Source organism: Arthrobacter caoxuetaonis, from assembly GCF_023921125.1.
Lineage (GTDB): Bacteria > Actinomycetota > Actinomycetes > Actinomycetales > Micrococcaceae > Arthrobacter_B > Arthrobacter_B caoxuetaonis.
This window is the reverse complement of sequence record NZ_CP099466.1, coordinates 2,992,177-3,017,645: the sequence shown is the minus strand read 5'-3', so window position 1 is coordinate 3,017,645 and position 25,469 is coordinate 2,992,177. Positions and strand designations below refer to the sequence as shown.

Below are 25,469 nucleotides of genomic sequence, written 5' to 3'. Positions count from 1 at the left end.
CGGGCAGTTTCTGTTATCTCGTTCGCGCGGACAGCGGGATGCTACTTGCGCAGGGACTCCGCAATCTGGGACATCACCGTGTTGTCGGCCAGCGTGCTTGAGTCGCCCGGCTCGCGGCCCTCGGCCACGTCCTTGAGCAGGCGGCGCATGATCTTGCCGGACCGGGTCTTGGGCAGTTCGGGAACCACCAGGATGTGCCGCGGCTTCGCGATGGGGCCGATCTCCTTGCCCACGTGGTTGCGCAGCGTGGTGACGATGTCGGCGTCGTCCTTGGCACTGCCGCGCAGGATCACGAAGGCGACCACAGCTTCACCCGTGGTCTCATCAACGGCACCAACGACGGCGGCTTCCGCCACCGAGGGATGGCTGACGAGTGCAGACTCGATCTCCGTAGTGGAGAGCCGGTGTCCGGACACGTTCATGACGTCGTCGACCCGGCCGAGCAGCCAGATGTCACCGTCCTCGTCCTTCTTGGCGCCGTCACCGGCAAAGTACATGTTGTCGAACCGGGACCAGTAGGTGTCCTTGAAGCGCTGCGGATCTCCCCAGATGCCGCGCAGCATTGCGGGCCAGGGTTCCTTCACCACCAGGAAACCGCCGGAACCGTTGGGCACCGGCTGTCCCATTTCATCCACCACGTCCACGGAGATGCCGGGGACGGGCACCTGGGCCGATCCGGGCTTGGTGGCCGTGACTCCGGGCATCGGCGCGATCATGTGGGCACCGGTTTCGGTCTGCCACCACGTATCCACGATCGGGGCCGGGATTTCCTTCTTGCCGCCATTGCCGCCGATCACCGTGCGGTACCACATCCAGGCTTCGGGGTTGATCGGCTCGCCCACGGTTCCCAGCACCCGGATGGAGTCCAGGTTGAACTTCCCGGGGATGTCCCGTCCCCACTTCATGCAGGTCCGGATCGCAGTCGGCGCCGTGTAGAGAATGGACACCTTGTACTTCTCCACCAGCTCCCACCAGCGGCCCTGGTGGGGTGTGTCCGGGGTGCCTTCGTACATCAGCTGCGTGGCACCGTTGACCAGCGGCGCGTAGGTGACATAGCTGTGGCCGGTCACCCAGCCGACGTCGGCGGTGCACCAGTAGACATCGGTCTCGGGCTTGAGGTCGAAGGTGGCGAGGTGCGTGAACGCGGTCTGGGTCAGGTACCCGCCCGTGGTGTGCAGGATGCCCTTCGGCTTCCCGGTGGTGCCGGAGGTGTAGAGGATGAACAGCGGGTGCTCGGAGTCATGCGGTACGGGCGTGTGCTCGGCGCTCGCAGTGGCGACGGCGTCGTCCCACCACACGTCGCGGCCATCGGTCCAGTCCACGGGCTCGCCGTTGCGCTTGACCACCAGGACGTGCTGCACACTGTGGCCGTCCCTTACCAGGGATTCGTCCACAGCCGGCTTCAGCTGGGTGGGCTTGCCGCGGCGGTAGGAACCGTCGGCGGTGACGACGAGCTTCGCTTCGGCGTCGTCGATGCGGCTGCGGAGGGCGTCTGCGGAGAAGCCGCCGAAGACCACGGAGTGGACGGCGCCAATCCGGGCGCAGGCCAGCATGGTGATGACAGCTTCGGGGATCATCGGCAGATAGACGGCGACGCGGTCGCCCTTGGAGACCCCGAGCGACTCGAACGCGTTGGCGGCCTTCTTCACTTCTTCGGTGAGCTGGGCGTAGGTGTACGTGCGGGTGTCGCCGGGCTCGCCCTCAAAGTAGATGGCGACGCGGTCTCCGCGCCCCTGTTCAACGTGGCGGTCCAGGGCGTTGTAGGACGCGTTGAGCTTTCCGCCTACGAACCACTTGGCGAAGGGCGCGTCGGAGAAGTCCAGGGTCTGGGTGAAGTCCTCATCCCAGCTCAGCAGGTCCCGTGCCTGGCGGGCCCAGAACTCCGGTCCGGCGGCTGCGGCGTCCTCGTAAAGTTCCGGCTGTGCCACCGCGGCCGCGGCAAATTCCGCGCTGGGCGGAAAGCTGCGGTGCTCATGGTAGAGGTTCTCCAGTGCTTCGCCCTGCTGCTTGACCGGTGGCTGTTCAGACATCTCGGACCCTTTCGGTTGGCTCTCACCCGGCCGCCTTTTCCGGGCTTGCGCCCGGCCGGCGGGGTTCTGTGCTGTTTCCCCAACCCTAACCCGGCAGCACTACCGCTGTGGCGCCGCTCACATCCGCCTCCGTGAAACGGGGCGTTTATGCGATGAACGGTAGCTCCTGCATGCCGCAGCCGGGGCCGCCCGGGTAGTCTGTCCAACTGGCGGGAACTAGGCTGTTACTGAAAGCAAACCGCTTGTGGCGCCGCCGCGGCGGTGCCTGCACGGTCGGCGCACCCGCCTTCCGGATGGTTGCTGTCGGAACGGAGACGAGAATGAACCAGCCCCACATCGAAAATGAGGCACGCACGGACGCGGATGCACCAGCGCCGAAGCAGGCCTCTGTTGACGGAGGGCCCCACGCCGTAGCCGGTCCTTTCGGGCTGCGCGACATCGTGGTTGGATCAGCCGTCCTGCTGCTGCTCATTGGCAGCGTCCTTCCCTTCGCCACGGGGGGCAGGCTCAACCTCTGGTCCGCCTTCTCCCTGTTCTTCGTCGGAATCGGCATCATCATGCCGGTGGCAGTTGCCGGCCTGTTTGTCGCTCGACGTCTGTCTCCGGGAACACGCCTGCGCGTCGGCTCGCTGTCGCTGGACCAGTTCGCCTCGGTGATTGCGGTGCTTGCTGTCATCTTCTTTTTCCTCCAGCTGGTGTACGTCTTCAGCGTCGGCGCCCTGATCTGCCTCATTGGTGCCATTGTGCTCGTAGCAGCCACCACGTTTGCGCCGCACATTCCGCCGTTCTCCGCGGAATTTTCCGGCCGGAAGGAAATCCCCGCCCACCCGGTGGCCCGTGAGGCCCTTCCCCTGGCGCGCGCACCCAAGCCTGCGCCTGCTCCCAAGGACGCAGGCCACCCCGCCGGCCAGCCGCATACCGGTGCCTTCGGGCAGTATCCCGACGCCCGCCAGGAGCGCGATGCACGGCAGACAGCGGCGGCCCGGCCGGACGAGGGACGTGTTTCGACTGACCATGACGGAGAGCGCCAGGCCGCGCCGAACGCAGGACGTCCCGGGGCCGAGCGGGATCACGGTGCTCCTGCTCCTGCAGGGCAGGGCGATGTCCGTCCCGGCGCTTCCGGCGCTGGTGCTGGTGCAACCGGCGTTGCCGGGGGTGCCGCTGCGGCCGCTGCCGGAGCTGCGGCAGGAGCTGCCGGTGCAGGAGCCGCTGGTGCAGGATCCGCTGGTGCAGGCACGCCTCGAACGGGTGCCGCGTTCGGCGAAACTGCTCCTGCGGGTTTCGGCACGGACCGGCCGGAAAACGCCCAGGCCCCTTCCACCCAGGATTCTTCCAACCAGGCCCCTTCCAGCCAGGATTCTTCCGAGCAGCCTGCGGAGGCGCCGGCTCCGGCCGGGCAGCAATCCCTGCCCGCCACCACGGTGAACCCGGCGGTGTCCGCCGGCTCGCCGTCGTCGGGCTCTCCCGCAACGCAGTCCTCGGAATCGATCTCCGCTACGCGCGAGGAGAACGAGAACGTGGTTGAGGCATTCTGGTTTGCCGTGGGTACGCCCCGCCAGATTGTTGACGAGCGCACCGGAATGCCGTTGTTCATGTTCTACCCGGGCGACTGGGAACTGGGCCTGGAAGACCGCGGCCACGAATTCCTCGTCCAGGACAAGCGCACCGGGCGCATCGGCGTCCTGCGCGACCTGAGCAACATCGAACGCGTCAGCGACGAAAACTCCGGACACTAAGACCCCGGCAAGGAGCCCCGCTGCCCCTGCGGCCGCGGGGCTCAGCCAACTGCGAAGGACGAAACCCCTATGGCAACCGGCAGTGACGCCTCCCTGCTGGCGCTCAAGCGCCGCGCACGAAAGATCAACCGCCTGCTCGGGGAGCTGTACCCCTACGCGGTGGCTGAACTGGACTTCACCAACGCCTTCGAACTGCTGATCGCCACGGTGCTCTCCGCGCAGACCACGGACGTGCGCGTGAATGCCGTGACCCCGGTTCTCTTCGCCCGCTACCCGGATGCACGCGCGCTGTCGGAGGCCGACGAAGCCGAGCTCCAGGAAATCATCCGGCCCACCGGTTTCTTCCGGGCCAAGTCCGCCGCGATCAAGAAGCTGGCCACACAGATCGTGGACGATTATGACGGCCAGGTGCCCAACAAGCTCGAAGACCTGGTGAAACTGGCCGGTGTGGGCCGCAAGACCGCCAACGTGGTCCTCGGCAACGCTTTTGGGGTTCCCGGCATCACCGTAGACACCCACTTCCTGAGGCTCTCCCGCCGGTTCGGCTGGACCGAATCGAAGGACCCGGTCAAGGTTGAGCAGGACGTGGCGGAGCTGTTCGAACCCAAGGACTGGACGCCGCTGTCCAACCGCGTGGTCTTCCACGGACGCCGAGTCTGTCATGCCAAGAAGCCCGCCTGCGGTGTTTGCGCTGTCGCGCAGCTGTGCCCTTCCTACGGCGAAGGTGAGACGGACCCGGACAAGGCCCGGAAACTGCTGAAGTACGAGCTGGCGCCGGGACGCGAAGAGCTGCTGGCCCGGATGATGGCTTCCGAAACCCGGGCGGAACTCCGCGCCGCGGGATTCGGGCTCGAAGCATGAGCGCCCAGGCAGAGCTGGAGGCTTTCGGCGCTTTGGTATCCGACGGCGCCGGCAACTTTGGCCGGGACCTGCGGTTCATGACCCGGGCCGTGGATCCTGACGCTGCCCGGGCCGCGGCGGTGCTGATCCTGTTCGGCGTGCTGGATGAGCATCCGGCACGCTTCCACGCCGACGCGGTGCCCGATGACCTGGACGTACTCTTTGTGGAACGAGCGTCCACGCTGAACTCGCATCCCGGCCAGATCGCCTTTCCCGGCGGTGCCGTAGATGACTCCGACACCGATGCCATTGCTGCCGCCCTCCGCGAAGCGAACGAGGAGACCGGGCTGGATCCCTCCGGCGTGCGGATCCTCGGTGCGCTGCCGGAAGTGGGGCTGCCGGTCAGCAACTTCCTGGTCACGCCGGTGCTGGGATGGTGGGACAAGCCGACGCCGGTCGATGTTGTGGATGAGGCTGAATCCGCTTCGGTGTTCCGCGTCCCGGTAGCGGACCTGCTGGACCCGGCCAACCGGCGCACCACCGTGGTCGCCCGCGGGGGACAGGTGCACCGCGGGCCGGCGTTCCTGGTGAACGGCGTGGTGGTTTGGGGCTTCACGGCCCTGATCCTGGACGATCTGTTCAACCAGCTCGGCTGGACGCTGCCGTGGGACACCTCACGCGAGATGGTCCCTGCCCTCTAGCCGGGTGCCTGGCCTGGGCGGCCCCGATTCCAGGACCGCTACGGCGAGCTGGACGCGGTTGGTCACGTCCAGCTTGGTAAAGGCATTGGCGACATGCGTCTTGACGGTGGCGACACTGACGAAAAGTTCGGCACTGATCTCCGTGTTCGTCAGCCCCCGGGCTACCGCCTCTGCCACGGCGCGTTCACGGTTGCTCAGTTCCTTCAACCGGTCCTCGGGAAGCTGGGCGGGGCCCGGGGCTGAGGCTGCCGCGGCGACGATCCGCCTGAGGATTTTCGGGGAGAAGCGCAGGTTGTCCTGTGCAGCGTCCCGGACGGCGGATACCAGGTCTGCGGGGGCCGTGTCCTTGAGCAGGAATCCGCTTGCCCCTGCCCGCAGCGCGTCCAGAATAAAGTCATCGGTGTCGAACGAAGTCAGGACGATGATCCGTGGCGGGCGCAGGGACCCGGTAATGCGTTCCGTCGCCGCGATTCCATTCAGTACGGGCATACGGATGTCCATCAGCACGACGTCGGGCCGGTGCTCGGCAGCGAGCCTGAGCGCTGCCTCGCCGTCGCCCGCTTCACCAACAATGGAAATATCCGGGGCACCTTCAAGAATGAGCCGCAGCCCGGCCCGGATGAGGGGCTCATCATCTACGACCAGGATCCGGATCGGTTCCACACTCACCACGGAACCTTCACGGTGGTGGTGTACATGCCGTGGCGGAGGCCGGATTCAAAAGTGCCGTCCGCGAGCCGGGCACGTTCGGCAAGGCCAACCAGTCCCAGTCCACCCGGCGCAGCGGTGCCCTGCCCGGACACCGGGTTGCTCGCGGATACAGTGATTCCCCGCCCGGGGCCACCGGTCAGCGATACCGTGACCGGCAGGCCGGGAGCGTGTTTCTGCGCGTTGGTGAGTCCTTCCTGCACCACGCGGTAGAGGTGGCGCGACGTGGCGTCCGGCAGAGAAGCTGCCTCGTCTCCCCGCAGCGGCGGATCCATGTGAAGCGTGACGTCGCTGCCGGCTGCGCGGGCCGTTTCAACCAGGGCGGGAATGGAATGGACGGTGGGCTGCGGCGAGGTTTCCGCGGCTTCCTCCCGCAGCACGGACAAGACCGTGCGCAACTCCCCGGCAGCCGTGTGAGCAGTTTCGCGCAGCACGGCGGCAGTGGAACGGATGGTCTCCCGGTCAAGGTCCGCGCGGTACTCCAGGGCTCCCGCATGCATGGCAATGAGGCTGAGCCGGTGGGACAGGGTGTCATGCATTTCCCGGGCGATGCGGGTGCGCTCAGCCAGCCGTGCCTGGGCGGCGAGGGCATCCTGCTCGCGGCGCGCGCTGTCCGCTTCGTGCCTGAGTGAGGCTATCAGCGCCCGGCGTGCGCCGCGGTTCAGGCCGATCAGGACAAGGACGAGGAGCATGGCCAGCGCGGTCAGCGACAAGGCCCACCAGGCCATGTCTTCCACAGGGCGGACTGTCAGGTCCACCGCGACGGCAGCGGCATAAACCAGCACCGCTGCCGCCAGGGCTCGGGGGCGGCGCAGCGCGGCAATTCCGATGAGGGCCATGCAGGCAGGAACGAAGGCCAGCGTTGACAGGGAGGACAGGGCGATGATCCCCAGCCCGGCACCTACGGGGAACCGGCGGAGGGCCAGGGGGAGGAGGCCAAAGGCGGCGACACCCAGCATAAAGTCCAGGAACATCAGGCCGATGAAGGGGGCGGGATCGGCGCCGTCGGGCGGAAGCATGCTGCCCTGAACAACCAGGAAAACCAGGAGACCCGTTACGGCGGCGCCGAAGGTCAGGCCAGCAGTTTTCAGGGCGCTGGGGTGTTCGAGTCGTTGTGGCATCTCATTGATCCTAGTGAGGGGCCCTGGAGAGCGGCAATTAGCCGAAAGCATGAACTTCACGACGCCGACTGGCCAACAAAAACGGGCCGAAGTACCGAAGCGGGCAGCCGTACCGGCGGGACAGGCTGGGGTTATGTCTATCACTCTGCCTACCTTCCCCGGCCGCCAGGTGCACGCCTACCCGTTCCACCGCATGGCCCGTTCTGTGCCGGACTACCGCTGGTGGCGTCCGCTGCTCACCGTGCTAACCGCGGCCGGCCTCTTCTGTGGCCTGACCCTGCTTGCTGTCGTAGTGATGCTGGTTGTGGGCGCTTTTGTACCTGCAGTGTCCGTGAGCGTTGACCGGGCACTGTCAGAAGATGCCGACCTGCGGGACCCTGGGCAACTGGCTTTCCTGCTGGGCACGATTTGCCTGCTCTGGCCGGCCGCGGCGCTGGGTGTCCGCTGGGGCGGCAGGCGTCCCGCTGGAACACTCTTATCAACTGCGGGCCGGCTGCGATGGAGGCTCTTCCCTAAACCCCTGGCGCTGGCCGCGGCACTGTTCCTGGTGACCAGCGCCGTCAGCCTGCTGCTGCCGGGCAACGAGGGACCCACAGGCGGAGCCTCCGCCGGGAACGGCGGGGGCGGGGATGTCTGGCTGTTGCTGCTGGTTGTGCTGGCGGTTGTGCCGATCCAGGCTGCCGCAGAGGAATACGCCTTCCGGGGGCTGCTGATGCAGGTTATTGGGTCCTGGCTGCGGCATCCGGCGTTTGCGATCCTGATGCCTGTTCCACTGTTCGTCCTGGGCCATGACTACGGCATCGTGGGACAGATCGATGTAGCTGCCTTCGCGGTGGCCGCCGGCTGGATCACGTGGCGCACAGGAGGGCTCGAGGCTGCGATCGTTCTGCACGTGGTCAACAATGTGGGCGTCCTGGGCCTCGGCGCGGTGGGCCTGGCAGACCCGAATGCAACCGACCTGCCGCTTGCCGCCCTGCCCTTTTCCCTTGCCTTCCTGCTGGCATATTCGCTGCTGGTGGTTCGGTGGTTTCCGGCAGCAGAGCTTCCTCCGTCCGGGACCGCAGGGCGCAGGTAGAGCCGGAACGGCTACTTCGCCTCCGCATAAGAGTCGACGACGGCGCTCACCACGGGGAACTCCAGCGGGATCTGCCCGAACAACAGTTCCGTGGCCTCCGCGGCCGCTTCAGCGACGATTGCTTCCGCTTCCCGGACACGCCCGGCGGGCACGTGCAGCATGACTTCGTCGTGCAGGAAAAACACCAGCTGACCCGCCGGCGAGGTGCCCGACGCCGCCCGCAGCCGGCGTCGTATCCCCGCCAGCCAGCAGGTGGCCCATTCCGCAGCCGTTCCCTGCACCACGAAGTTTCGCGTGAAACGGCCCCGGGAACGTGCCAGGGTGTCTGCGCGGCGCTGTTCCTCGGCGGAAGCGGTCTGCTGGGAACGCAGCCAGCGTTCGGAGACCGGCGGAGTGCTGCGGCCCAGCCTGGTGGAGACGCTCTTGCCCGCTTCGCCGGCCCGGGCAGCCCGTTCGACGACGTCGATGGCCCGGGGGTAGGTCCGGGTGAGGACCGGCATCAGGCGCCCGGCTTCACCGCTGGTTGCCCCGTACATGGCGCCGAGCATCGCGATCTTGGCCAGTGACCGGTCGCCGTTGAAGCCCTGGTTGGCGATCCCCTGATAGAGGTCCTTGCCGCGGGCGGCGGCAGCCAGCACATCGTCCTGTCCCAGTGCGGCCAAGACCCGGGGCTCCAGCTGGGCCGCGTCCGCAACCAGGAGTTTGTGGCCCGGATCGGCACGCACGGCATCGCGCACGTTCTTGGGGATCTGCAGGGCACCGCCGCCGCGGGAGGACCACCGGCCGGAGACAACGCCGCCCACCACGTATTCGGTGCGGAACCGTCCCCCGTCGACCCAGTCATCCAACCAGGCCCAGCCGTTGGCGGAGAGCAGCCGGGAGAGCTTCTTGTAGCGCAGCAGCGGTTCAATCGCCGGGTGGTCCTGCTGCTCCAGCTCCCACGTGCGGGTGGTCCGGACCTCGATGCCGGCGCGGTGGAGGGCGCGGAGCAGTTCCTGCGGCGAATCCGGGTTGAAAGCCGGGTTTCCCAGCGCAGCGCGGAGCTCCGCGGCCGCGGCCTCCAGCTTGGCCGGGCGCTGGCCCTCCGGCGGCCGGGGGCCCAGCTGTTCTTCGAGCATGGCTTCGTGCAGGTCCCGGCGCCAGGGGATGCCGGAGTGCTCCATCTCCGCCGCCACGAGTCCGCCGGCGGATTCTGCCGCCAACAGCAGCGTCAGCTTGCGGCGTTCGGCGGACCCGGCGACGGCGGCGAGCTGGTCCTGGAGCTCCGCCGTAACGTCTTCGGCCGTGCGGGCGTGGTTCCTGGCGCGGGGATCCTCCGTGCCGTCGAGTCCGTCAAGTCCGTCGAACAGAGAGCCCTGGTCCGGTGCGGGCGGTATGGGGAGAAGCCGGCGGGGAGCGAGGTCCGGTTCGGCGTCAGTCGCGTTGGCGCGGAGCGCGTCCACGTAGGCGGTGGGGGCCGCGTATTCAGAATGGCGCAGGATTTCACGGCACAGGCTGACATCGTGGCTTCGTTCCACGGTGATTCCGGCGGCGAGCAGCGCGCCGTAGGTTTCGCGGGTGCGGTCCCACACCCAGCGGACAGGCCGGGTCTCCGCCGCGTCGACCGCCGCCGCAAGGTCAGCAGAAGGCACGACGGCGGCGGATGCGCTGGGTGCGCCGGTTCCGTCGGTTTCCTGCAGCACCCAGGCATGCGCTGCCGGTGCAGGGGCGAGGACTATGTACACGCTCCCATTCTGTCCTGTCCCGGTTCGGGTTCGGGCATCCGGCTCTCCGATCCTGCACATCCCGGCGTCCGGGGTGCGTTCTCCACAGATCGCGGCGGGCAGGCAGGTTTCCTTGCAGACTCCGGCAAGGCTTGGGTCCATGACAGACACGACGCTCTGGCGTCCACACCTGCGTGGACGGCCAGCTGACGGACCCGGGCGGGAACTACCCCGAAGGGAGGACACCGTATCGTCAGGGGCAGGCACAGGAGTCGTCCTGATCCGGCCGGAGGACCAGGTGCTGCAGGATGACATAGCCCGGATTGCCGTCGCGGCGGGGATCGACATGCAGATCGCCGGCGATGCAGCCGAGGCGCTGAGGCTGCAGCCACAGACCGTGCTGCTCACCCCTGATTTTCTCCGTACTGCAGGCAACCCCTCGCTCGCCGGACTTAGGGGAACGGAAACCATCTGCGTGGGTCCGGAGAGCGCGGCCCTGTGGTCAGACGCGGCCCGCTGCGGTATGGACCGCGTGGCGGCCCTGCCGGCTGCCGGTGCCTGGCTTGCCGAACACCTTGCCCGGAGGAACGGGCCCCGCGGACGGGTTGTTGGGATTGCCGGAACGTTTGGGGGTGCCGGGGGATCAACGCTGGCCTGCCTGCTGGCACAGCGGGCGGCACAGACAGGCAGGGGTGTCCTGCTTGCTGACGTTGACGACTGTGGAGGAGGCCTGGAGTACCGGCTGGGAGCCGAAGGCATTCCGGGACTGCGGTGGCCGGACCTGGCCGATGTGCGGGGAACGCTCAACCCCGAACAGCTGGTCTCTGCCCTGCCGGATGTCGGGGGCTTTTCGCTGCTGACAAGACCTGCAGGTGAACCGGTGCAGGAAGGCCAGGAAGCGGAGGTCCTGCCGTCCGTGCTCGAAGCTGCCCGTTATGCCTTCGACCTCACGTTTCTCGATCTGGGGACCTGCCCGCGGCCGGGCAGCCTGGTCCTGGGCCACTGCGATGCCCTGCTGGTTGTCCTTTCCGGACGGACGCAGCTGCTCCTGGCTGCACGTTCCTGGTGGGGGTCCCTGCAGGCGAGTGCCCCCGATACCTTCGCGGTTGTCCGTGGTCCTTTCGGCGAAGGGCTCGACGAGGTCCGTGTCTCTGACGCAGCAGGCATCCGCCTCGCGGGATATCTGCCCTGTGTGCGAGCTGTCGCGGCGGCGGAAGACAGAGGCAGGTTGCTGGAACTGAGGCGGCGCAGGTTCAGGCGTGCCCTGGCACGGATCCTCGATGCCGTTGACCCGGTTCCGGGCGACGCATGACTTCCGGCCGGGGTCCGGGCGGAAAACGGCACGATGGTGCGGCGGGGCCGGTGCCGGAACGCTCCCGCAAACACGCCCGCCGGACCGCCGCCCTGCAGGAGGGTTCCGGAACCTACAGTCCCGGCCTGGTGTCCCAGGTACGCGCGGATCTTCTCGCCGGAGAAACCCCGGTCACAGGCACAAGGCTGGCTGCGGCGGTCCATGCCAGCGGACGCCTCCTCGGCTCTGAAGGCGGCCTGCTGGCGGTGGATCGGGTCAGGGCGGACCTGCAGGGCCTGGGGCCGCTTCAGCCCCTGCTTCGCGATCCCGAACTTACCGACATCCTGGTGAACGCGCCAGACCAGGTCTGGACGGACACCGGAGCCGGTCTCGAGCTCACCGGGATAAGGTTCGAATCCGACGCCGATGTGCGGGCTCTTGCCGGCCGGCTGCTCGCCGCGGGCGGCAGGAGACTGGATGATTCCTGCCCGTGCGCGGATGTCCAACTGGGCGATCACCGCGTGCACGCCGTCCTGGCTCCCGTCTCCACGGGAACCACGCTGCTCTCAATCCGGCTGCGGCGCCCGCGGAGCTTTGCCCTTTCCGAACTCCTTGCGGCGGGGACCTTCGATGAAGAAGGAGGGCAGCTGCTGCGCCGGATTGTCGCCGGCCGCCTGAACTTCCTGGTCAGCGGTGCCACCGGCACCGGGAAAACCACGCTGCTCTCAGCGCTCCTGGGACTCTGCGCGCCCGGCGAGCGCCTGGTGCTCATCGAAGATGCAGCGGAACTGGACCCCAGGCACCCGCACGTGGTGGGACTGCAGTGCAGGCACACCAATGTGGAGGGAGCAGGTTCCATTGACCTGGCGGAACTGGTCCGGCAGGGACTGCGGATGCGTCCGGACCGTCTGGTGGTCGGTGAGTGCCGCGGAGCCGAGATCCGGGAACTGCTGGCCGCCATGAACACCGGGCATGACGGCGCCGGGGGCACCATCCATGCCAACTCTGCGTCAACGGTGCCGGCCCGGTTGGCGGCCCTGGGCGCACTGGCCGGGATGAGCAGCGATGCGCTCGCCCTGCAAGCCGCGGGAGCACTGGACGCAGTCGTCCATATGGAACGCACGCCGGCAGGCCGGCGTATCGGGGAGATTGGGATCTTTTCCGTTGCGGCACACGGAGAGCTGAGAGTCCAGCCTGCCTGGAAGCCGGGCGGCCAGCCGCGCCAGCGGGGCTGGGATCAGCTGCAGCAGAGGCTGGCCGGCGGGATTGTCCCGGGATGAGGTTCCGCGACCAGGTGTCCAGCCGGCCGTTCCTGTTCCGGTCCCTGCCCACGGATGGGTGCGGTTTAGCGGGTGCCGGGAGATGAGGGGATGACCGGGTGGACGGTGGGAGCCCTGCTCGCGCTCGCGGGGATCCTGCTGGCGGGGGACGCCGCCAGGCTGCCGGGAAAGCACCGGCCAGCGGATGCCCTTCCGCCGAGCCAGGGGACTAAGCAGCGCAGCGCTGGGTGGAAGCAAAAACCTCGTCAGGGGTCCCGTTTCCGTACGAAGATCCGTCGGCTCAGAGAGTCGCGGGACGACGAGCTGCACCGGTTCCCGCTTCTGGTCCAGCAGCTCGCGGGCCTGCTGTCAGCGGGCCGGACTCCGAGGGAACTGTGGTCGGACGCTGCACGCCTGAGCAGGCAGGATGAGCTCATCGACGGGGAAGACAGCCCATCCCCGTTGATTCTAGAAGCCGCTGCCCGTGCGGCGGCCCTGGGCATGAGCCCGGTTCCCGTTTTCCAGCGGGCCGCTGAGCAAGCGGCGGCGGGAGATCCTTTCGTGGCTATGGTCTGGCAGGACCTGGCGGCCTGCGTAGACGCGTCGGAACGCAGCGGCGCTCCGCTGGCCGGCATACTCGCCCGGTACGGCCGGGAACTGGAGGCCGCCCTGGACTCCACGGCAGCGCGTGCCACGGCGATGTCTGGTCCGAAAGCGACGATGAAGCTGCTGACCTGGCTTCCAGCCGCAGGGCTCCTGATGGGGTATCTCCTCGGTGGCAACCCCCTGGCCGTCTTGGCGGGCGGGCCGCTGGGATGGGCCACCGCGGTAACCGGTCTGGGGCTGGCGCTGGGCGCAAGGGCCTGGTCGATGGCACTGGTGCGCCGTGCGGCGGGAAGCGCAGGCGGACGCTGATGATCCCGCGGACCCCGCATTGACCGGCATCATCGTGGGCCTGCTGCTGGGCGTTTCCGCGGCTGTCTTTTTTTGGCCGGCACGGCACAGCGGAGCCGGCACTGCGCGGGACAGGCCCGGCGGCGTCCCGGGACCGCAGGCCCAACCGCTCCAGCGCACCTACCGCAGTGCCGTCAGCAGCGACCCGGCTTTGATCCTGGATCTTGCGGGGGCCATGCTCACCGCCGGACGCCCGTTGCCGTCAGCCCTGCGGATTATCGCCGGGTCGGCGGATCCGCACACGGCGCGGATGCTGCGCCGCCTGGTGACGGCAGTGGAACTCGGCGCCCCGTGGGCGGCAGCATGGGAGCTGGCCCTCGACGGCGAAGCCTCGGAAGAAGCCAGGAGCAGCGCAGGCGCGCTCAGGAGCTCCCTGGGGTTTGCTGCGACGAGTGGTGCACCCTCCGCCGCCATCCTGCATGCCCAGGCAGCCCAGATCCGCCGCCGTCGTTCCCGGGAAGCTGAACGCCGGGCCGCAGCGCTCGGAGTTCAGCTGGTCCTTCCGCTGGGGCTGTGTGCCCTCCCGGCGTTTATCTGCCTGGCCGTGGTGCCGCTGGTGCTCACTCTGCTGCCCGCTTTCTGACCCTTCTTCCTCCACAAGTGCAGGGGCGGGAAGCCTTGTCCAGAACGGGGACCAGGGCAAACCCCGGGGCGAGAGACTGGCGAAGAATCAATCAGGCAGACACAAAGCCAGCAGGTACCTACAAGGAGTGAAAATGTCCTCAATGCATGCAGCTAAAACACTTGCGCCACAAAGCACGGCACCTGTGCCCCGCCAGGCAACGCTCCCCGGAGCGGCGCCCGGGCAAGGTGACCTGCCGGAGACTCGCGTTCCAAACCGCGAACCGGAGCCGGATCACGGCCGGCCCGCCTCGGTCACGGACATACGAACCAAGCGCAGGCAGCTGCCGGCCGTTCATGAGCCGGAGGCTGGCATGGCCACTGCCGAATACGCCATTGCCACCCTGGCTGCAGTGGCATTCGCGGCGCTCCTCGCCGCCGTCTTGGGCAGCGGCGATGTCCGTGAGCTGCTGATGTCGCTGATCCGGGCGGCACTGAGTTTCGGATGATCCGGCAGCCGGGGGACCCCCGGCGGCTGGGACGAGCGAGCGCTGGCAGCAGTGCCGCAGCCCGGTCGCCGGAACACGGAGCGGTGACGGCGGAACTGGCCGTGGCGCTGCCGGCGGCCGTTGTGGTGCTGGCAGGGCTGCTTACCGGGGCGGCAGCAGGGATCACCCAGCTTCGGTTGGAGGAAGCGGCACGCGCGGCGGCCAGGCAGGTCATGCGCGGCGAGGCTGATGCTGCGTCCGGAACCGTTGCCCGGCTGGCTGGATCCGACGCAGTTCTGAGTCTGGCCGCGGAGGGGGAGTGGGTGATGGTCCGGGTGGAATCCGGGTTGAAGGCACCGCTGCTGGAGCACCTTCCCATCACCCTCTCCGCGCAGGCCGCGGCACTGCCGGAGGAGCCTCCATGACACGGATGCGCGCGAACCGAAGAAGCAGAGGTTCTGTGGGTGACCCGTGCTCTGGTCCACGCCGCTGCGGGGGTACGCAGCCCGCGCGGGCTGCCTTGCCAGAAGCAGGATCGGGAACAGTCCTGGTATTGGCCATCGCGCTCAGCCTGATTGCGGTCATCCTGGCGGTGCTGCTGCTCGTGCAGGCAACGGTGGGAGCTGCCCGCGCCGGAGCAGCAGCAGATCTGGCGGCTTTGGCCGCGGCTGACACGTTGAGGGGATTGCGGACGGGGGATCCCTGCACCGTTGCCGGGGAGGTGGCCGGGCGGAATGCCGCTGAGCTGGCATCGTGCGCCACGGACCTGGCCGCCCAGACAGTCACTGTCCATGTGCAGTCGCGTGCCGGCAAATTCCTGCCGTGGCCGCCGTCTGCCCGTGCCCGGGCTGGTCCGCCGGGCGGCTAGCGGAGCTCAGCAGCCGAGCCGGCGGATACCCGGTTTCCATCCGGACCGGCTGAGCGGACCGTTCCGTCCGAACGGTCCGTTCCGTCCGAACTGTCCGAGCCATCCGAACCGTCCGGCGCGCTGTCCAGCAGCACGTCGATCAGGGTGACGGCGCCCTTCTTGTCCAGCGGGTTGTTCTTGTTGCCGCACTTGGGGGACTGCACACACGAGGGGCAGCCGCCGTCGCACTCACAGGACCGGATGGCGTCCCGGGTGGCCGTCAGCCAGACGGTCGCAGCTTCGTAGGCGCGCTCGGCGAAGCCCGCCCCTCCGGGATGGCCGTCGTAAACGAAGATGGTCGGCTTGCCGGTGTCTGCATGCAGGGCAGTGGAAACGCCGCCGATATCCCAGCGGTCCGACGTGGCGACCAAGGGGAGCATGCCAATGGAAGCATGCTCAGCAGCGTGCAGCGAGCCGGGGAAGTCTGCGGCGGCCAGCCCGGCACCCAGAAGAAGCTTCTCGTCGATGATGAACCAGACAGCCTTGGTGAACAGCTCCTTGGCCTCAAGGTCCAGCGGCTCCTCGCCCAGGATCTCGTTCGAGACCAGGGCCTTGCGCTGGAAGGAGACCACCTGGGTGGTGACCTTCACCGTGCCGAAGCAGACGGTCACTTCTCCCCATTGGGACGTGCGCTCGGCTTCCATGACGTCGATCTGGGTGATGTCCCGGGCCTGGGTGTAGAACTCCGGGTTGGCCCGGGTCACCATGGCGCAGTGGTCGGCCTCATTGAGTTCATCCACCAGGAACGTCTGGCCCTGATGCACGTACACGGCTCCGGTGTGCGCCTGGTACTGGCTTTGCGCGCCGTCCATGGTGCCCAGCAGGGTGCCGGTTTCCGATTCAACAATGTTGATGGGTCCGGCACCGGCAGCACGCAGGTTCACCATGGAGGCAGCACTCTCTGCATGGGTCCAGAACCAGCCGGCCGGACGGCGCCGGAGATACCCCTGCGCCACCAGGGAGTCCAGCAGCCCTGCTGCGGTGGGACCGAAGAGGCCGCGCTCGTCCGGAGTCAGCGGCAGTTCCGCAGCCGCCGCACACAGGTGCGGCCCCAGGACATAAGGATTGGAAGGATCGAAGACGGTGGCTTCCACGGAGATGTCGAAGATGGCCTCAGGGTGATGGACCAGATAGGTGTCCAGCGGGTCATCGCTGGCAACGAAGGCCGCCAGGGCATCCTGCCCCGACCGCCCGGCCCGGCCGATCTGCTGGAACAGGGACGCACGGGTTCCCGGCCAGCCGGCCACCAGAACGGCGTCGAGGCCGGAAATGTCGATCCCCAGCTCCAGTGCCGAGGTACTGGCAATGCCCAGCAGCGCTCCGCTGCGCAGCTGGTTCTCCAGCTCGCGACGTTCCTCCGGGAGATATCCGGACCGGTAGGCCGCCACCCTCCCCGGCAGCGACGGATGGACCTCGTCCAGCAGCCGGCGGGTGATCGTGGCGATCGCCTCAGCGCCGCGGCGGGATTTGATGAATGCGATGGTGCGTACCTGGGCCGAGACCAGGTTCGCCAGCAGGTCGGAGGTTTCGGCGATGACCGTCCGGCGCTCGCGGGCTCCGTTCTCGCCTTTCAGCTCGGTCAGCTGCGGTTCCCAGAGTGCCACGGTGGTTGCGCCGTGCGGAGAATAGTCATGGGTCACGGCGTGGACGTCCCCGCCGATGAGCCGCCCAAAGGACTGGGCGGGGTCCGCCGAGGTGGCGGAGGCGCCAATAAACACCGGATCGGCACCGTAGTAGGCGCAGATCCGGCGCAGCCGCCGCATCAGGTTCGCCACGTTCGACCCGAAAACGCCACGGTAGCTGTGGGCCTCATCGATGATGACGTACTTCAGGCGCCGGAAGAACCGTGCCCACCAGGTGTGGTTGGGCAGCACGCCGAAGTGCAGCATGTCGGGGTTGGCCAGCACCATGTTCGCGTGGTCCCGGATCCAGCGCCGGGCCCCCGGGTCCGTGTCGCCGTCGTACGTTTCTGCCCTGAGCGTGGGGAGGTGAAGCGCGTTCAGGGCGGCAAGCTGGTCGGCGGCGAGCGCCTTCGTGGGTGAAAGGTATAGCGCCACAGAGCCGGTGGGCTCCAGGCTGATCCGGTCGTCCAGGGCGGTGCGGTGAATCTCGTCCAGCACCGGGAGCTGGTAGGCCAGTGACTTTCCCGAGGCCGTGCCGGTGGAGATGATCGTGTGCCTGCCGGAGTGGGCAGACTCCGCTGCCTCCGCCTGGTGCCGCCAGGGAAGGTGGACACCGAGCCGCTCGTAGGCCGAGATCACATCGGGGTGGACCCATTGGGGCCACGGCACCGTCTGGGCCTGCCGGGCCGGAATCTCGTGGACGTGGACCAGCTGCTCCGGTTCGGCACCGCCGCCCAGCAGCGGGATCAGGGAATCATGTAAGGCCACGCGGCCATTCTCCCACCGGTGTACCCGGGACCGGGACCCGGACGGCACGGGGTCCGCGGCAGGCGAAATCAGCTACAGCCGTGGTTCGAACATCATCACGCTGGCCAGCGAATCCCAGCCCAGGTAGCGGTACAGTTCCAGCCCTGTTTCCGGTGAGATGAGCAGCCCGGTCTCGGCGTCGTGTTCCAGGGCGACTGCGGTCAGGGCCCGCATCACGTAGCTGCCCAGTCCGCGGCGGCGGAAGTCCGGTTCCGTGGCGATCTGGTCGTAGACCGCGTACCCGTCCACCACCGCAACGTGGCCGAGGGCGGCAGGTCCGCCGTCCAGGGTGACGAGCACCTTCCCCCCGGTGCCGCGCCGGAACGTCTCGGCCTCGAATCCGTCCGGAGGAAGCGGGTCCTCGATGTCCTGCCCGTCCATGTCCAGCACCATGAACACTTCATCGGTGGACCTGACCGACAGCCCGTAGACGTTGGCCGCGCCGTTGAACTCGCCGATCCGCGAGGTGACGATGGTGAACAGCCGTCCCGCACCCTGCCGCGCCGAGGAAGCCAGAGCCGCAAATTCGTCCTGCGAAGGCTCCAGCGCGAAATACTCCCAGTTATTGGTTTTGTCGTGCAGGAAAGCCGCAGGAAACCGGCCCTCGCGGCGCGTCTGGTAACCGCGGGCAAGGGCCCACCCAGTGAACCAGGTGTCCAGGAGTTCGTCGGTTAGCGCGTTCATGAATGAACATTAGCCCGCAGCCCCAGCCGGCGGCAGGGCTGAACACAAAATAAGGATTTCCCCCGCCGGTCTACCCTTAAGACGTGGCTGTTAACCGAATTGCTCTCTACTACGCTTTCACCCCTCTCTCCGACCCGGAGGCCATCCGCCTCTGGCAGCGGACCCTGTGCGAAAAACTGGGCCTGCGCGGGCGGATCCTGGTCTCCAAGGACGGCATCAACGGAACCGTTGGCGGGGACCTGGGCGCCGTCAAGGCCTACGTGAAGGCAACCAGGGAATACCCCGCCTTCAAGAAGATGGACATCAAGTATTCCGAGGGCTCGGCGGACGACTTCCCGCGGCTGAGCGTGAAGGTCCGTCCCGAGATCGTGAGCTTCGGCGCTCCCGGTGAGCTCAAGGTCGACGAAAACGGTGTTGTGGGCGGCGGCACGCACCTGCGGCCCGAAGAGCTGCACAGCCTGGTGGAGCAGAAGAAGGCCCAGGGCGAGGAAGTCGTCTTCTTCGACGGGCGCAATGCCTTCGAAGCCCAGATCGGCAAGTTCAAGGGTGCCGTGGTTCCGGACGTCACCACCACCCATGACTTCATCAAGGAACTGGAGTCGGGCAAGTACGACGACCTCAAGGACAAGCCCGTGGTCACGTACTGCACCGGCGGCGTGCGCTGCGAAGTGCTTTCCGCGCTCATGGTGAACCGCGGGTTCCAGGAGGTCTACCAGATGAAGGGCGGAATCGTCCGCTACGGGGAGACCTTCGGGGACAAGGGCCTGTGGGAGGGCTCGCTGTATGTCTTCGACAAGCGGATGCACATGGAGTTCACTGACGACGCCGCCACGATCGGACAATGCGTCCGCTGCCAGGCTCCGACCAGCAAGTTCGAGAACTGCTCCAACCCGTCCTGCCGCAAGCTCACGCTGTACTGCGCCGAGTGCGCTGCGGACCCTTCCACCCTCCGCTGCCCTGACGGCTGTGCGGACCAGGACGGCGCACAGTAGCACTGCCGCACCTGCTGCGGCACCCCGCCGAAGCCCCGCCTGACGGTTATCCGCCGCCGGGCGCCTTCCCGTCCCCAAACGCTCCTGCGGCTGGTACGCTCCCGCGCACGGCCGACCGGCCGGACACGGTTCGTCCCTGCCCCTGACGGGCAGGGCCGCGGAAAGGCACTGGGGATGGAAAGCACAGAAGCGAGCGGCACCTCAGCCGCACAAGGCATGCCTGCCGGCATGCCTCAGGTACCCGGAACACCGGCAGCGCAGCCGGCCAAACATCAGGCAGGCAAAGACGCCGGCGCCGGATGGGACCGGATCACGGATGTCCTGGTCGTGGGAAGCGGCGGTGCGGCGCTGACCGCGGCCATAACCGCTGCGGACGCCGGACAGGATGTCCTGGTTGTGGAAAGTACCGAATTCTGGGGCGGGACAACGGCGATTTCGGGCGGCGGACTGTGGATGCCGAACAATCCGCTCATGCGCGCCGACGGCGTCAGCGACAGTGAGAAGAAGGCACTGACCTACATGGAAGAGGTCATCGGGGACGTCGGCCCGGCCTCCTCCCGGGAACGCAAGGTGGCATTCCTGCGAACCGTTCCGGAACTGGTGGATTTCCTGGGCGGGCTGGGGGTGCAGTGGATGAGGTCGAAAGACTACCCCGACTACTATCCGGACCGTCCCGGCGGAATGATTGGCCGCTCCCTCGAAGTGAAACCGTTCGACACCCGCCTGCTCGGCCCGTGGTTCAACAAGGCGAGGGCGAAATCGCAGGGGATGCCGGTTCCGCTGACGACAGACGACGTCTGGGAGATTTCCCGTGCCTGGTCCACGCCCGGCGGCTTTGTCCGCGGGGCCCGCTTTGTGTTCCGCACCCTCGGCGGACTGCTCGCCGGCAAGCGGCTGTTCGGTACCGGCGGCGCCTTGACGTCGTCCCTGATGTACATAGTCCGCAACCAGCAGACCCCGGTCTGGCTCTCCTCCCCGCTGACGGACCTGATCCAGGATGAGGACGGAGCCGTGATCGGCGCCGTCGTCACCCGCGGCGGGAAGCCGGTGCGGATCCGGGCGCGTTCCGGGGTGATTCTCGGTGCGGGCGGCTTCGCGCGGAACGCCGAGTGGCGGAAGAAATACCACGGGTTGGAACGGGAGTACTCTTCAGCGCCCGACGGCGACCAGGGCACGGTGATCGATATGGTCAGCCAGCTCGGCGGAGGCCTGGCGCTGATGGACGACGCCTGGTGGGGACCATCGACAGTCGGTCCGACAGGCAGGGTCACCTTCACGCTGGCCGAGAGGTCCATGCCGTTCTCCCTGGTGGTGGACGGGGAAGGCAACCGGTACCTCAACGAGTCCGAGTCCTACGTGGACTTCGGCCACCACATGCTCGAACGCCAGGCCAAAGCGCCTTCAGTGCCCAGCTGGCTGGTCACCGACGTCCGGCATACCCAGCGCTACCTGAACGCGTCCCTCGTGTCCGGGCGAAAGAAGTGGAGGCGGGCGGGCCTGCTGCTGCGCGCTGACACACTGACCGGGCTGGCTGAGCAGATGGGCCTGCCGCAGGGAGCGCTGGAGGACACCGTGCAGCGCTTCAACGGATTCGCGCGCACCGGGGTGGATGAGGATTTCAACCGGGGCGCCACCGCGTATGACAACTACTACGGCGATCCGCGGGTCAAGCCGAACCCGAACCTCGGCCCGCTGGAAAAGGGTCCCTTCTACGCCATCCGGCTCTACCCCGGAGACCTGGGCACCAAGGGCGGCCTGCTGACCGATGAAGAGGCGAGGGTGCTTCGGGAAGACGGAAGCCTGATTCCCGGGCTCTATGCCGCGGGTAACACCACGGCATCGGTGATGGGCCGCACCTATCCCGGCGCCGGGTCCACGATCGCCCCGGCCATGGTCTTCGGCTACCGGGCGGCGCGGCACGCGGCAGCACAGCAGGCTGCCGGACTGGGTGGGGCGGAACGCGAAACCCTGACGGAACCCGTCGGCTAAAGCCGGGCCTCCGCCCCGGCAGCCGAGTCCTGCTAAGCGCTGAACGCAGCCGGGGCGGTGACTTCCGCCAGGCTGGATACTGCCTGCTCGAACAGCTCCGCAGGATTCGAGGCACGGCCGGCGGTTTCCTCCAGGGCAAAGCACTGCCAGGCAATCCGCCAGGTGCAGGTAATCAGCTCCGCCACGATTTGTGCCTGCATCCGGGGGAGCAGGCCCCGTTCGGCCAGCGCGCCGCTCAGCACATTCACCAGGTGTATTTCCTGACGGGAGACCGCCTGCAGCAGCCTGGGTTCGTGCAGCAGCAGCCTCGAAATCCGTTTGAACTCCACCTGTTCAACCTCATAGGCGAACTGTTCCCGGCAGGCATCGATCAGCTCTCGCAGAATCTCAGCCGGGGACAGGGAAGGCTGGAGCTCCCGGGAGAGGAGTGCGTCCAGCAGTTCGCTCTGGCCCGGCACCGCGGCGGATTCCTTCGAGTCGTAGTAGCGGAAGAAGGTCCGCTCGGAGATTCCGGCCCGTTCCGCAATGCGGGCCACCGTCGTGGTCTCGATCCCCGCTGTCTCCAGCAGGTCCAGGGTTGCCAGCTGGATGTCCCGTCTGGTTGCGGCCTTGTGGTCTTCCCTTTTTCCCACGCTGTCCCAGCTTCCGTTGGAGTGTCCGCGAGCGGCTTGTCTTCTGTCACAGTATGCCACTTCGGTTAGAAAAATCTGTCAGTCTGTGACAGTATTTTCCGGTTCGAGTCCGACAGAAACCGAGGAATCCTTGAGTCACGAAAGCACCACAGCCGAGCACCAGGGGCAGACCGCTGCACCGCCCCGTCCGGCACTGTCCACCAAACAGCTGACAGGCATCATCGGAGCACTGGCCCTGGCCGCGTTCCTGATGATCCTGAATGAAACAGTCCTGACCGTGGCCCTGCCCTCGATCATGGCGGATCTGGACGTTTCCGCCGCAGCAGGGCAGTGGCTCACCACCGGATTCCTGCTGACCGTCTCCGTGGTCATCCCCGCCACCGGATTCCTGCTCCAGCGCTTCACCACCCGCAGCCTGTTTATCTTTGCCCTGGCCAGCTTCCTGGTCGGCACGGTACTCGCAGTCTTTGCGCCGAGCTTCGCTGTCCTGCTGATCGCCCGGATTATTCAGGCCGTGGGCACGGCGATCGTGCTGCCGCTGCTGATGACCACCACGCTGACGCTGGTGCCCATGCACAAGCGCGGTGCCATCATGGGGCTGAACTCCATCGTCATTTCGGTGGGGCCGGCCGTCGGACCCACTGTGTCCGGTGCAGTGGTCAATGCCCTGAGCTGGCACTGGATCTTCGTGCTGATGACGCCGATCGCCCTGGTGATCCTCGTCCTGGGAATCATCTTCATCAAGATCCCCTCCGCCACCCGCAAGCTGCCGCTGGACGTTCCCTCGGTGATTCTCTCCGCCCTGGCCTTTGGGTTCCTGGTCTACGCGATTTCCAGCCTGGAACACGCGTCGGAGAACCTCCTCCTGGTCGGAGCCAGCGTCGTCGTCGGTGCCGGATCCCTGGCCCTGTTCATCAAACGGCAAATCACCCTTGCCCGGACCGGCAGGGAACTGCTGAACCTGGCACCGTTCCGGAACCGGAACTTCAGCCTCAGCGTCGTGATGATCATGATCGCCATGGGCACCCTGCTGGGAACCGTGATGATAGTGCCGATCATGCTCCAGACCGGCCGCGGCCTGGACACCCTGACCATCGGCATGATGCTCCTGCCCGGCGGACTGGTGCAGGCCGCCGTCGGACCCGTCTTCGGCCGGGTTTTTGACAAGTTTGGCCCGCGCCCGGTCCTCATCCCGGGTGCCGCCATGCTGGCACTGGGGCAGTGGCTCTACGTGTTCCTCACTGCGGAGTCCCCGCTCTGGGCGTTCACGGCGGCCCACATTGTCTTCAGCATCGGACTGGCCATGCTGATGACCGGGCTTCTCTCCGCGGCCCTGGCGACGGTCGATCCCCGGCTCTACGGCCACGGCTCGGCGATCTTCAACACCGGACAGCAGCTTGGCGGCGCGATCGGCACCACCATCTTCGTCACGGTCCTGTCCATGCTTTCCGCTGCGAAGCTCGGCGAAGGCTCGGCCCTGCTGGATTCGTTGTTCTCCGGCGCACACACCGCCTTCATCATCGGAGCGCTCCTGGCCACGGCCGGACTGGTGCTGGCGCCCTTCATCAAGATCCCCCGCCGCGCCTGACCAGGGGGGGGAGGCGGTGCGGGGGAAGGGGCAGGTGCACCGGAACCTAGACTGGATTGGTGACTGACTTCTCCCGTGTCCCGGGCGCACCGCAAAGTTCCAACCTCCAGCTGCTGGGCGGCCTCGCTGCCGACCTTGCCGATGCCGGCTACACGGTCGACGGCGTCGCCGCCTTCCTGGGCGGGGAGGCCGGTGCGGCGCTGGGCAGGGACCAGGTGGTGCCGGCAATGCTTGCCTGCCAGGCAGCGTTCGACGCCGCGGCACCCGAACCTGTTGCGGCGGCCGTGGCGCTGTGGCTGGTGGGGGAGTCCCTGCCTGCGGCACTCCTGGAGAAGGCTTTCCCCCGGACCGGCTCCGCAGGCCTGCGGAGCCTCGGCCTCATCGAGGACGACCCGGAGAACCCGGACCGGGTTCGCGCCGCGGTGGACCTGCGCCCCTATTCCTTTGATGCACCACCTGTGTCCGACGGCGGCAACGGCGACGGAAGGCCGGAGGCGCTGCCCGCAACCCTGCTGTGGGTCGCCAGCGACCTCGGTTCCCACCAGCGCCCCGGCGTGCTGCCGCATGACCACGTGCTGGGCATCGGACAGGCCTCGCTTTCCCTGGCCCAGCTGACCGTCCGCCGCCCGGCCGACAGGGCACTGGATCTGGGCACCGGCTGCGGCATCCAGGTCTTCCACCTGCTCAGCCACGCGCAGCACGTCACAGCGACGGACATTTCCGAACGGGCCCTGGCCTTCACCCGGTTCAACCTCCTGCTGAACGCCGCGGCACTGGGCATCGACCCGGCCCGTCCGGAAGACAGGGTCGACCTGCGGCTGGGCAGCATGCTCGAACCGGTGACCGGGGAACAGTTCGACCTGGTGGTCACGAACCCGCCGTTCGTCATTACCCCGCGCTCCGCGGAGGAAACTCCGGAGGAACGTTTCACCTACCGCGACGGCGGACTGCCCGGTGACGCCATAGTGTCCGGCCTGTTCCGCAACCTCGAGAGTGTCCTGGCGCCCGGCGGAACAGCGCAGCTGCTCGGCAACTGGGAGATCCAGGAGCCCGGCGACGCGGAACACGGCGAGGAAAACGAAACCGGCTGGAGCGCCAGGCTTCGTTCCTGGCTGCCGGAGTCCATGGACGCCTGGGTCATCCAGCGCGAAGTCCTCAGCCCCGCGGAATATGCCGAAATGTGGCTCCGCGACGCAGCAGAGAACCGCGACCGCAAGGACTACGCCGCGTCCTACGCCGCCTACCTCGCCGATTTCGCCTCCCGAGGAACCACCGGAATCGGCTTCGGATCGGTCTGGATGCGCCGCCGCGCGGAACCCGGCGCCACGCCGCTTCGCCGGTTCGAGGAAATTACCCATCCGCTGGAAGCCCCGATCGGACCGCACCTGGCTGCCGCCGTCGACCGCTTTGACTGGAGCCAGGCCCATCCGGATCTCGCCGCTGAGCATCTGGTGGTGGCAGATGACGTCACGGAGGAACGCCATCAGCGTCCCGGCGCCGAACATCCCGGCGTGATCCTGCTGCGCCAGGGAGCGGGCCTGCGCCGCACCAACCTGATGAGCACGGAGCTCACCGGCTTCGTCTCGGCGTGCGACGGCGATTTGCCCGCCGGCGCGATCATCGGTGCGCTGGGTGCCCTGCTGGGCCGGGACGATCCGGAGTTTGCGCCGGCTCTGGAAGCCGAGGTCCGCAACCTGGTGCTGGACGGATTCCTGCTGCCCGTCCAGGCGTAGCATGGGCCACTGATATGGGCTTTCGTCAGCCCGGGGGCGCGGTTGAGG

At 67.4% G+C, this 25,469-nt stretch carries 22 protein-coding genes; 15 read left to right on the top strand and 7 right to left on the bottom strand.

What is annotated here, in order from left to right; translation table 11 throughout:
- Positions 1-41: 41 nt before the first annotated feature.
- Positions 42-2,030 (bottom strand): acetate--CoA ligase, encoded by a 1,989-nt coding sequence (gene acs, locus NF551_RS13935; RefSeq protein ID WP_227894070.1) that lies wholly within the window; start codon positions 2,028-2,030, stop codon positions 42-44.
- A gap of 320 nt (positions 2,031-2,350) precedes the next feature.
- On the opposite strand from acs, the gene NF551_RS13930 reads away from it, so the two are divergent.
- The 3 genes from NF551_RS13930 (at position 2,351) to NF551_RS13920 (ending at position 5,307) form a co-directional block, all read left to right on the top strand.
- Complete coding sequence (locus NF551_RS13930) at positions 2,351-3,766, top strand: MFS transporter (RefSeq protein WP_227894071.1); 1,416 nt, start codon at positions 2,351-2,353, stop codon at positions 3,764-3,766.
- Positions 3,767-3,835: 69 nt separating this feature from the next.
- A complete protein-coding gene (gene nth, locus NF551_RS13925; protein WP_227894072.1) occupies positions 3,836-4,627 on the top strand; it encodes an endonuclease III in 792 nt (263 codons plus the stop codon).
- Complete coding sequence (locus NF551_RS13920) at positions 4,624-5,307, top strand: NUDIX hydrolase (RefSeq protein WP_423720960.1); 684 nt, start codon at positions 4,624-4,626, stop codon at positions 5,305-5,307. Before nth ends, NF551_RS13920 begins: the two co-directional genes overlap by 4 nt.
- On the opposite strand, the gene NF551_RS13915 is transcribed toward NF551_RS13920, so the two are convergent.
- Positions 5,281-5,976, bottom strand: a complete 696-nt coding sequence (locus NF551_RS13915) for a response regulator transcription factor (RefSeq protein ID WP_227894073.1) — start codon at positions 5,974-5,976, stop codon at positions 5,281-5,283. The genes NF551_RS13920 and NF551_RS13915 overlap by 27 nt on opposite strands.
- The gene (locus tag NF551_RS13910; RefSeq protein WP_227894074.1) at positions 5,973-7,136 is read right to left on the bottom strand and encodes a sensor histidine kinase; all 1,164 of its coding nucleotides are present in this window, start codon (positions 7,134-7,136) and stop codon (positions 5,973-5,975) included. Before NF551_RS13910 ends, NF551_RS13915 begins: the two co-directional genes overlap by 4 nt.
- 133 nt (positions 7,137-7,269) lie before the next feature.
- On the opposite strand from NF551_RS13910, the gene NF551_RS13905 reads away from it, so the two are divergent.
- The gene (locus NF551_RS13905; RefSeq protein ID WP_227894075.1) at positions 7,270-8,211 is read left to right on the top strand and encodes a CPBP family intramembrane glutamic endopeptidase; all 942 of its coding nucleotides are present in this window, start codon (positions 7,270-7,272) and stop codon (positions 8,209-8,211) included.
- 11 nt (positions 8,212-8,222) lie between these two features.
- On the opposite strand, the gene NF551_RS13900 is transcribed toward NF551_RS13905, so the two are convergent.
- A complete protein-coding gene (locus NF551_RS13900) occupies positions 8,223-9,935 on the bottom strand; it encodes a bifunctional 3'-5' exonuclease/DNA polymerase (RefSeq protein WP_227894076.1) in 1,713 nt (570 codons plus the stop codon).
- A gap of 139 nt (positions 9,936-10,074) precedes the next feature.
- Between NF551_RS13900 and ssd the strand changes: the two genes are divergently transcribed.
- The 7 genes from ssd (at position 10,075) to NF551_RS13865 (ending at position 15,335) form a co-directional block, all read left to right on the top strand.
- Entirely contained in the window at positions 10,075-11,226 is a 1,152-nt protein-coding gene (gene ssd / locus NF551_RS13895) for a septum site-determining protein Ssd (RefSeq protein ID WP_227894077.1), read from the top strand.
- Complete coding sequence (locus tag NF551_RS13890; protein WP_227894078.1) at positions 11,223-12,485, top strand: TadA family conjugal transfer-associated ATPase; 1,263 nt, start codon at positions 11,223-11,225, stop codon at positions 12,483-12,485. The genes ssd and NF551_RS13890 overlap by 4 nt, the downstream gene beginning before the upstream one ends.
- Before the next feature lie 90 nt (positions 12,486-12,575).
- On the top strand, positions 12,576-13,379 hold the full coding sequence (locus tag NF551_RS13885) for a hypothetical protein (RefSeq protein WP_227894079.1): 804 nt from the start codon (positions 12,576-12,578) through the stop codon (positions 13,377-13,379).
- Positions 13,380-13,398: 19 nt separating this feature from the next.
- Complete coding sequence (locus NF551_RS13880) at positions 13,399-14,001, top strand: type II secretion system F family protein (protein WP_227894080.1); 603 nt, start codon at positions 13,399-13,401, stop codon at positions 13,999-14,001.
- 133 nt (positions 14,002-14,134) lie between these two features.
- A complete protein-coding gene (locus tag NF551_RS18975; protein ID WP_349293281.1) occupies positions 14,135-14,488 on the top strand; it encodes a DUF4244 domain-containing protein in 354 nt (117 codons plus the stop codon).
- An 83-nt stretch (positions 14,489-14,571) separates the two neighbouring features.
- Positions 14,572-14,892: a TadE family type IV pilus minor pilin gene (locus NF551_RS13870; protein ID WP_227894081.1), complete on the top strand. Its 321-nt coding sequence runs from the start codon at positions 14,572-14,574 to the stop codon at positions 14,890-14,892.
- Between the two features lie 95 nt (positions 14,893-14,987).
- Positions 14,988-15,335: an Rv3654c family TadE-like protein gene (locus NF551_RS13865; RefSeq protein ID WP_227894082.1), complete on the top strand. Its 348-nt coding sequence runs from the start codon at positions 14,988-14,990 to the stop codon at positions 15,333-15,335.
- Here NF551_RS13865 and NF551_RS13860 read toward each other — a convergent pair.
- Together NF551_RS13860 and NF551_RS13855 are read right to left on the bottom strand one after the other, a co-directional pair.
- Positions 15,332-17,764 (bottom strand): DEAD/DEAH box helicase, encoded by a 2,433-nt coding sequence (locus NF551_RS13860; RefSeq protein ID WP_227894083.1) that lies wholly within the window; start codon positions 17,762-17,764, stop codon positions 15,332-15,334. The two genes, NF551_RS13865 and NF551_RS13860, sit on opposite strands and share 4 nt — an antisense overlap.
- A 72-nt stretch (positions 17,765-17,836) precedes the next feature.
- On the bottom strand, positions 17,837-18,487 hold the full coding sequence (locus NF551_RS13855) for a GNAT family N-acetyltransferase (RefSeq protein WP_227894084.1): 651 nt from the start codon (positions 18,485-18,487) through the stop codon (positions 17,837-17,839).
- Between the two features lie 83 nt (positions 18,488-18,570).
- On the opposite strand from NF551_RS13855, the gene trhO reads away from it, so the two are divergent.
- The gene (gene trhO / locus NF551_RS13850) at positions 18,571-19,479 is read left to right on the top strand and encodes an oxygen-dependent tRNA uridine(34) hydroxylase TrhO (protein ID WP_227894085.1); all 909 of its coding nucleotides are present in this window, start codon (positions 18,571-18,573) and stop codon (positions 19,477-19,479) included.
- 174 nt (positions 19,480-19,653) lie between these two features.
- Positions 19,654-21,468, top strand: coding sequence for an FAD-binding protein (locus tag NF551_RS13845; protein ID WP_227894086.1), 1,815 nt, complete (start codon positions 19,654-19,656; stop codon positions 21,466-21,468).
- Positions 21,469-21,500: 32 nt separating this feature from the next.
- On the opposite strand, the gene NF551_RS13840 is transcribed toward NF551_RS13845, so the two are convergent.
- Positions 21,501-22,100 carry a TetR/AcrR family transcriptional regulator gene (locus NF551_RS13840; RefSeq protein ID WP_227894087.1) on the bottom strand — a complete coding sequence of 200 codons (600 nt, stop codon included), beginning with the start codon at positions 22,098-22,100 and terminating at the stop codon, positions 21,501-21,503.
- Between the two features lie 130 nt (positions 22,101-22,230).
- Between NF551_RS13840 and NF551_RS13835 the strand changes: the two genes are divergently transcribed.
- Both NF551_RS13835 and NF551_RS13830 read left to right on the top strand, forming a co-directional pair.
- Complete coding sequence (locus tag NF551_RS13835) at positions 22,231-23,688, top strand: MDR family MFS transporter (RefSeq protein WP_227894088.1); 1,458 nt, start codon at positions 22,231-22,233, stop codon at positions 23,686-23,688.
- A gap of 59 nt (positions 23,689-23,747) precedes the next feature.
- A complete protein-coding gene (locus NF551_RS13830) occupies positions 23,748-25,421 on the top strand; it encodes a DUF7059 domain-containing protein (RefSeq protein ID WP_227894089.1) in 1,674 nt (557 codons plus the stop codon).
- The last annotated feature ends 48 nt before the right edge of the window (positions 25,422-25,469 follow it).

What these genes read in the sequence shown, in the direction of transcription:
- NF551_RS13885 (WP_227894079.1), top strand. Translation starts at nt 12,576, where the DNA reads ATGACCGGGTGGACGGTGGGAGCCCTGCTCGCGCTCGCGGGGATCCTG.
- NF551_RS13890 (WP_227894078.1), top strand. Translation starts at nt 11,223, where the DNA reads ATGACTTCCGGCCGGGGTCCGGGCGGAAAACGGCACGATGGTGCGGCG.
- NF551_RS18975 (WP_349293281.1), top strand. Translation starts at nt 14,135, where the DNA reads ATGTCCTCAATGCATGCAGCTAAAACACTTGCGCCACAAAGCACGGCA.
- NF551_RS13930 (WP_227894071.1), top strand. Translation starts at nt 2,351, where the DNA reads ATGAACCAGCCCCACATCGAAAATGAGGCACGCACGGACGCGGATGCA.
- ssd (WP_227894077.1), top strand. Translation starts at nt 10,075, where the DNA reads ATGACAGACACGACGCTCTGGCGTCCACACCTGCGTGGACGGCCAGCT.
- NF551_RS13910 (WP_227894074.1), bottom strand. Translation starts at nt 7,136, where the DNA reads ATGCCACAACGACTCGAACACCCCAGCGCCCTGAAAACTGCTGGCCTG.
- NF551_RS13905 (WP_227894075.1), top strand. Translation starts at nt 7,270, where the DNA reads ATGTCTATCACTCTGCCTACCTTCCCCGGCCGCCAGGTGCACGCCTAC.
- NF551_RS13855 (WP_227894084.1), bottom strand. Translation starts at nt 18,487, where the DNA reads ATGAACGCGCTAACCGACGAACTCCTGGACACCTGGTTCACTGGGTGG.
- nth (WP_227894072.1), top strand. Translation starts at nt 3,836, where the DNA reads ATGGCAACCGGCAGTGACGCCTCCCTGCTGGCGCTCAAGCGCCGCGCA.
- acs (WP_227894070.1), bottom strand. Translation starts at nt 2,030, where the DNA reads ATGTCTGAACAGCCACCGGTCAAGCAGCAGGGCGAAGCACTGGAGAAC.
- NF551_RS13845 (WP_227894086.1), top strand. Translation starts at nt 19,654, where the DNA reads ATGGAAAGCACAGAAGCGAGCGGCACCTCAGCCGCACAAGGCATGCCT.
- NF551_RS13920 (WP_423720960.1), top strand. Translation starts at nt 4,624, where the DNA reads ATGAGCGCCCAGGCAGAGCTGGAGGCTTTCGGCGCTTTGGTATCCGAC.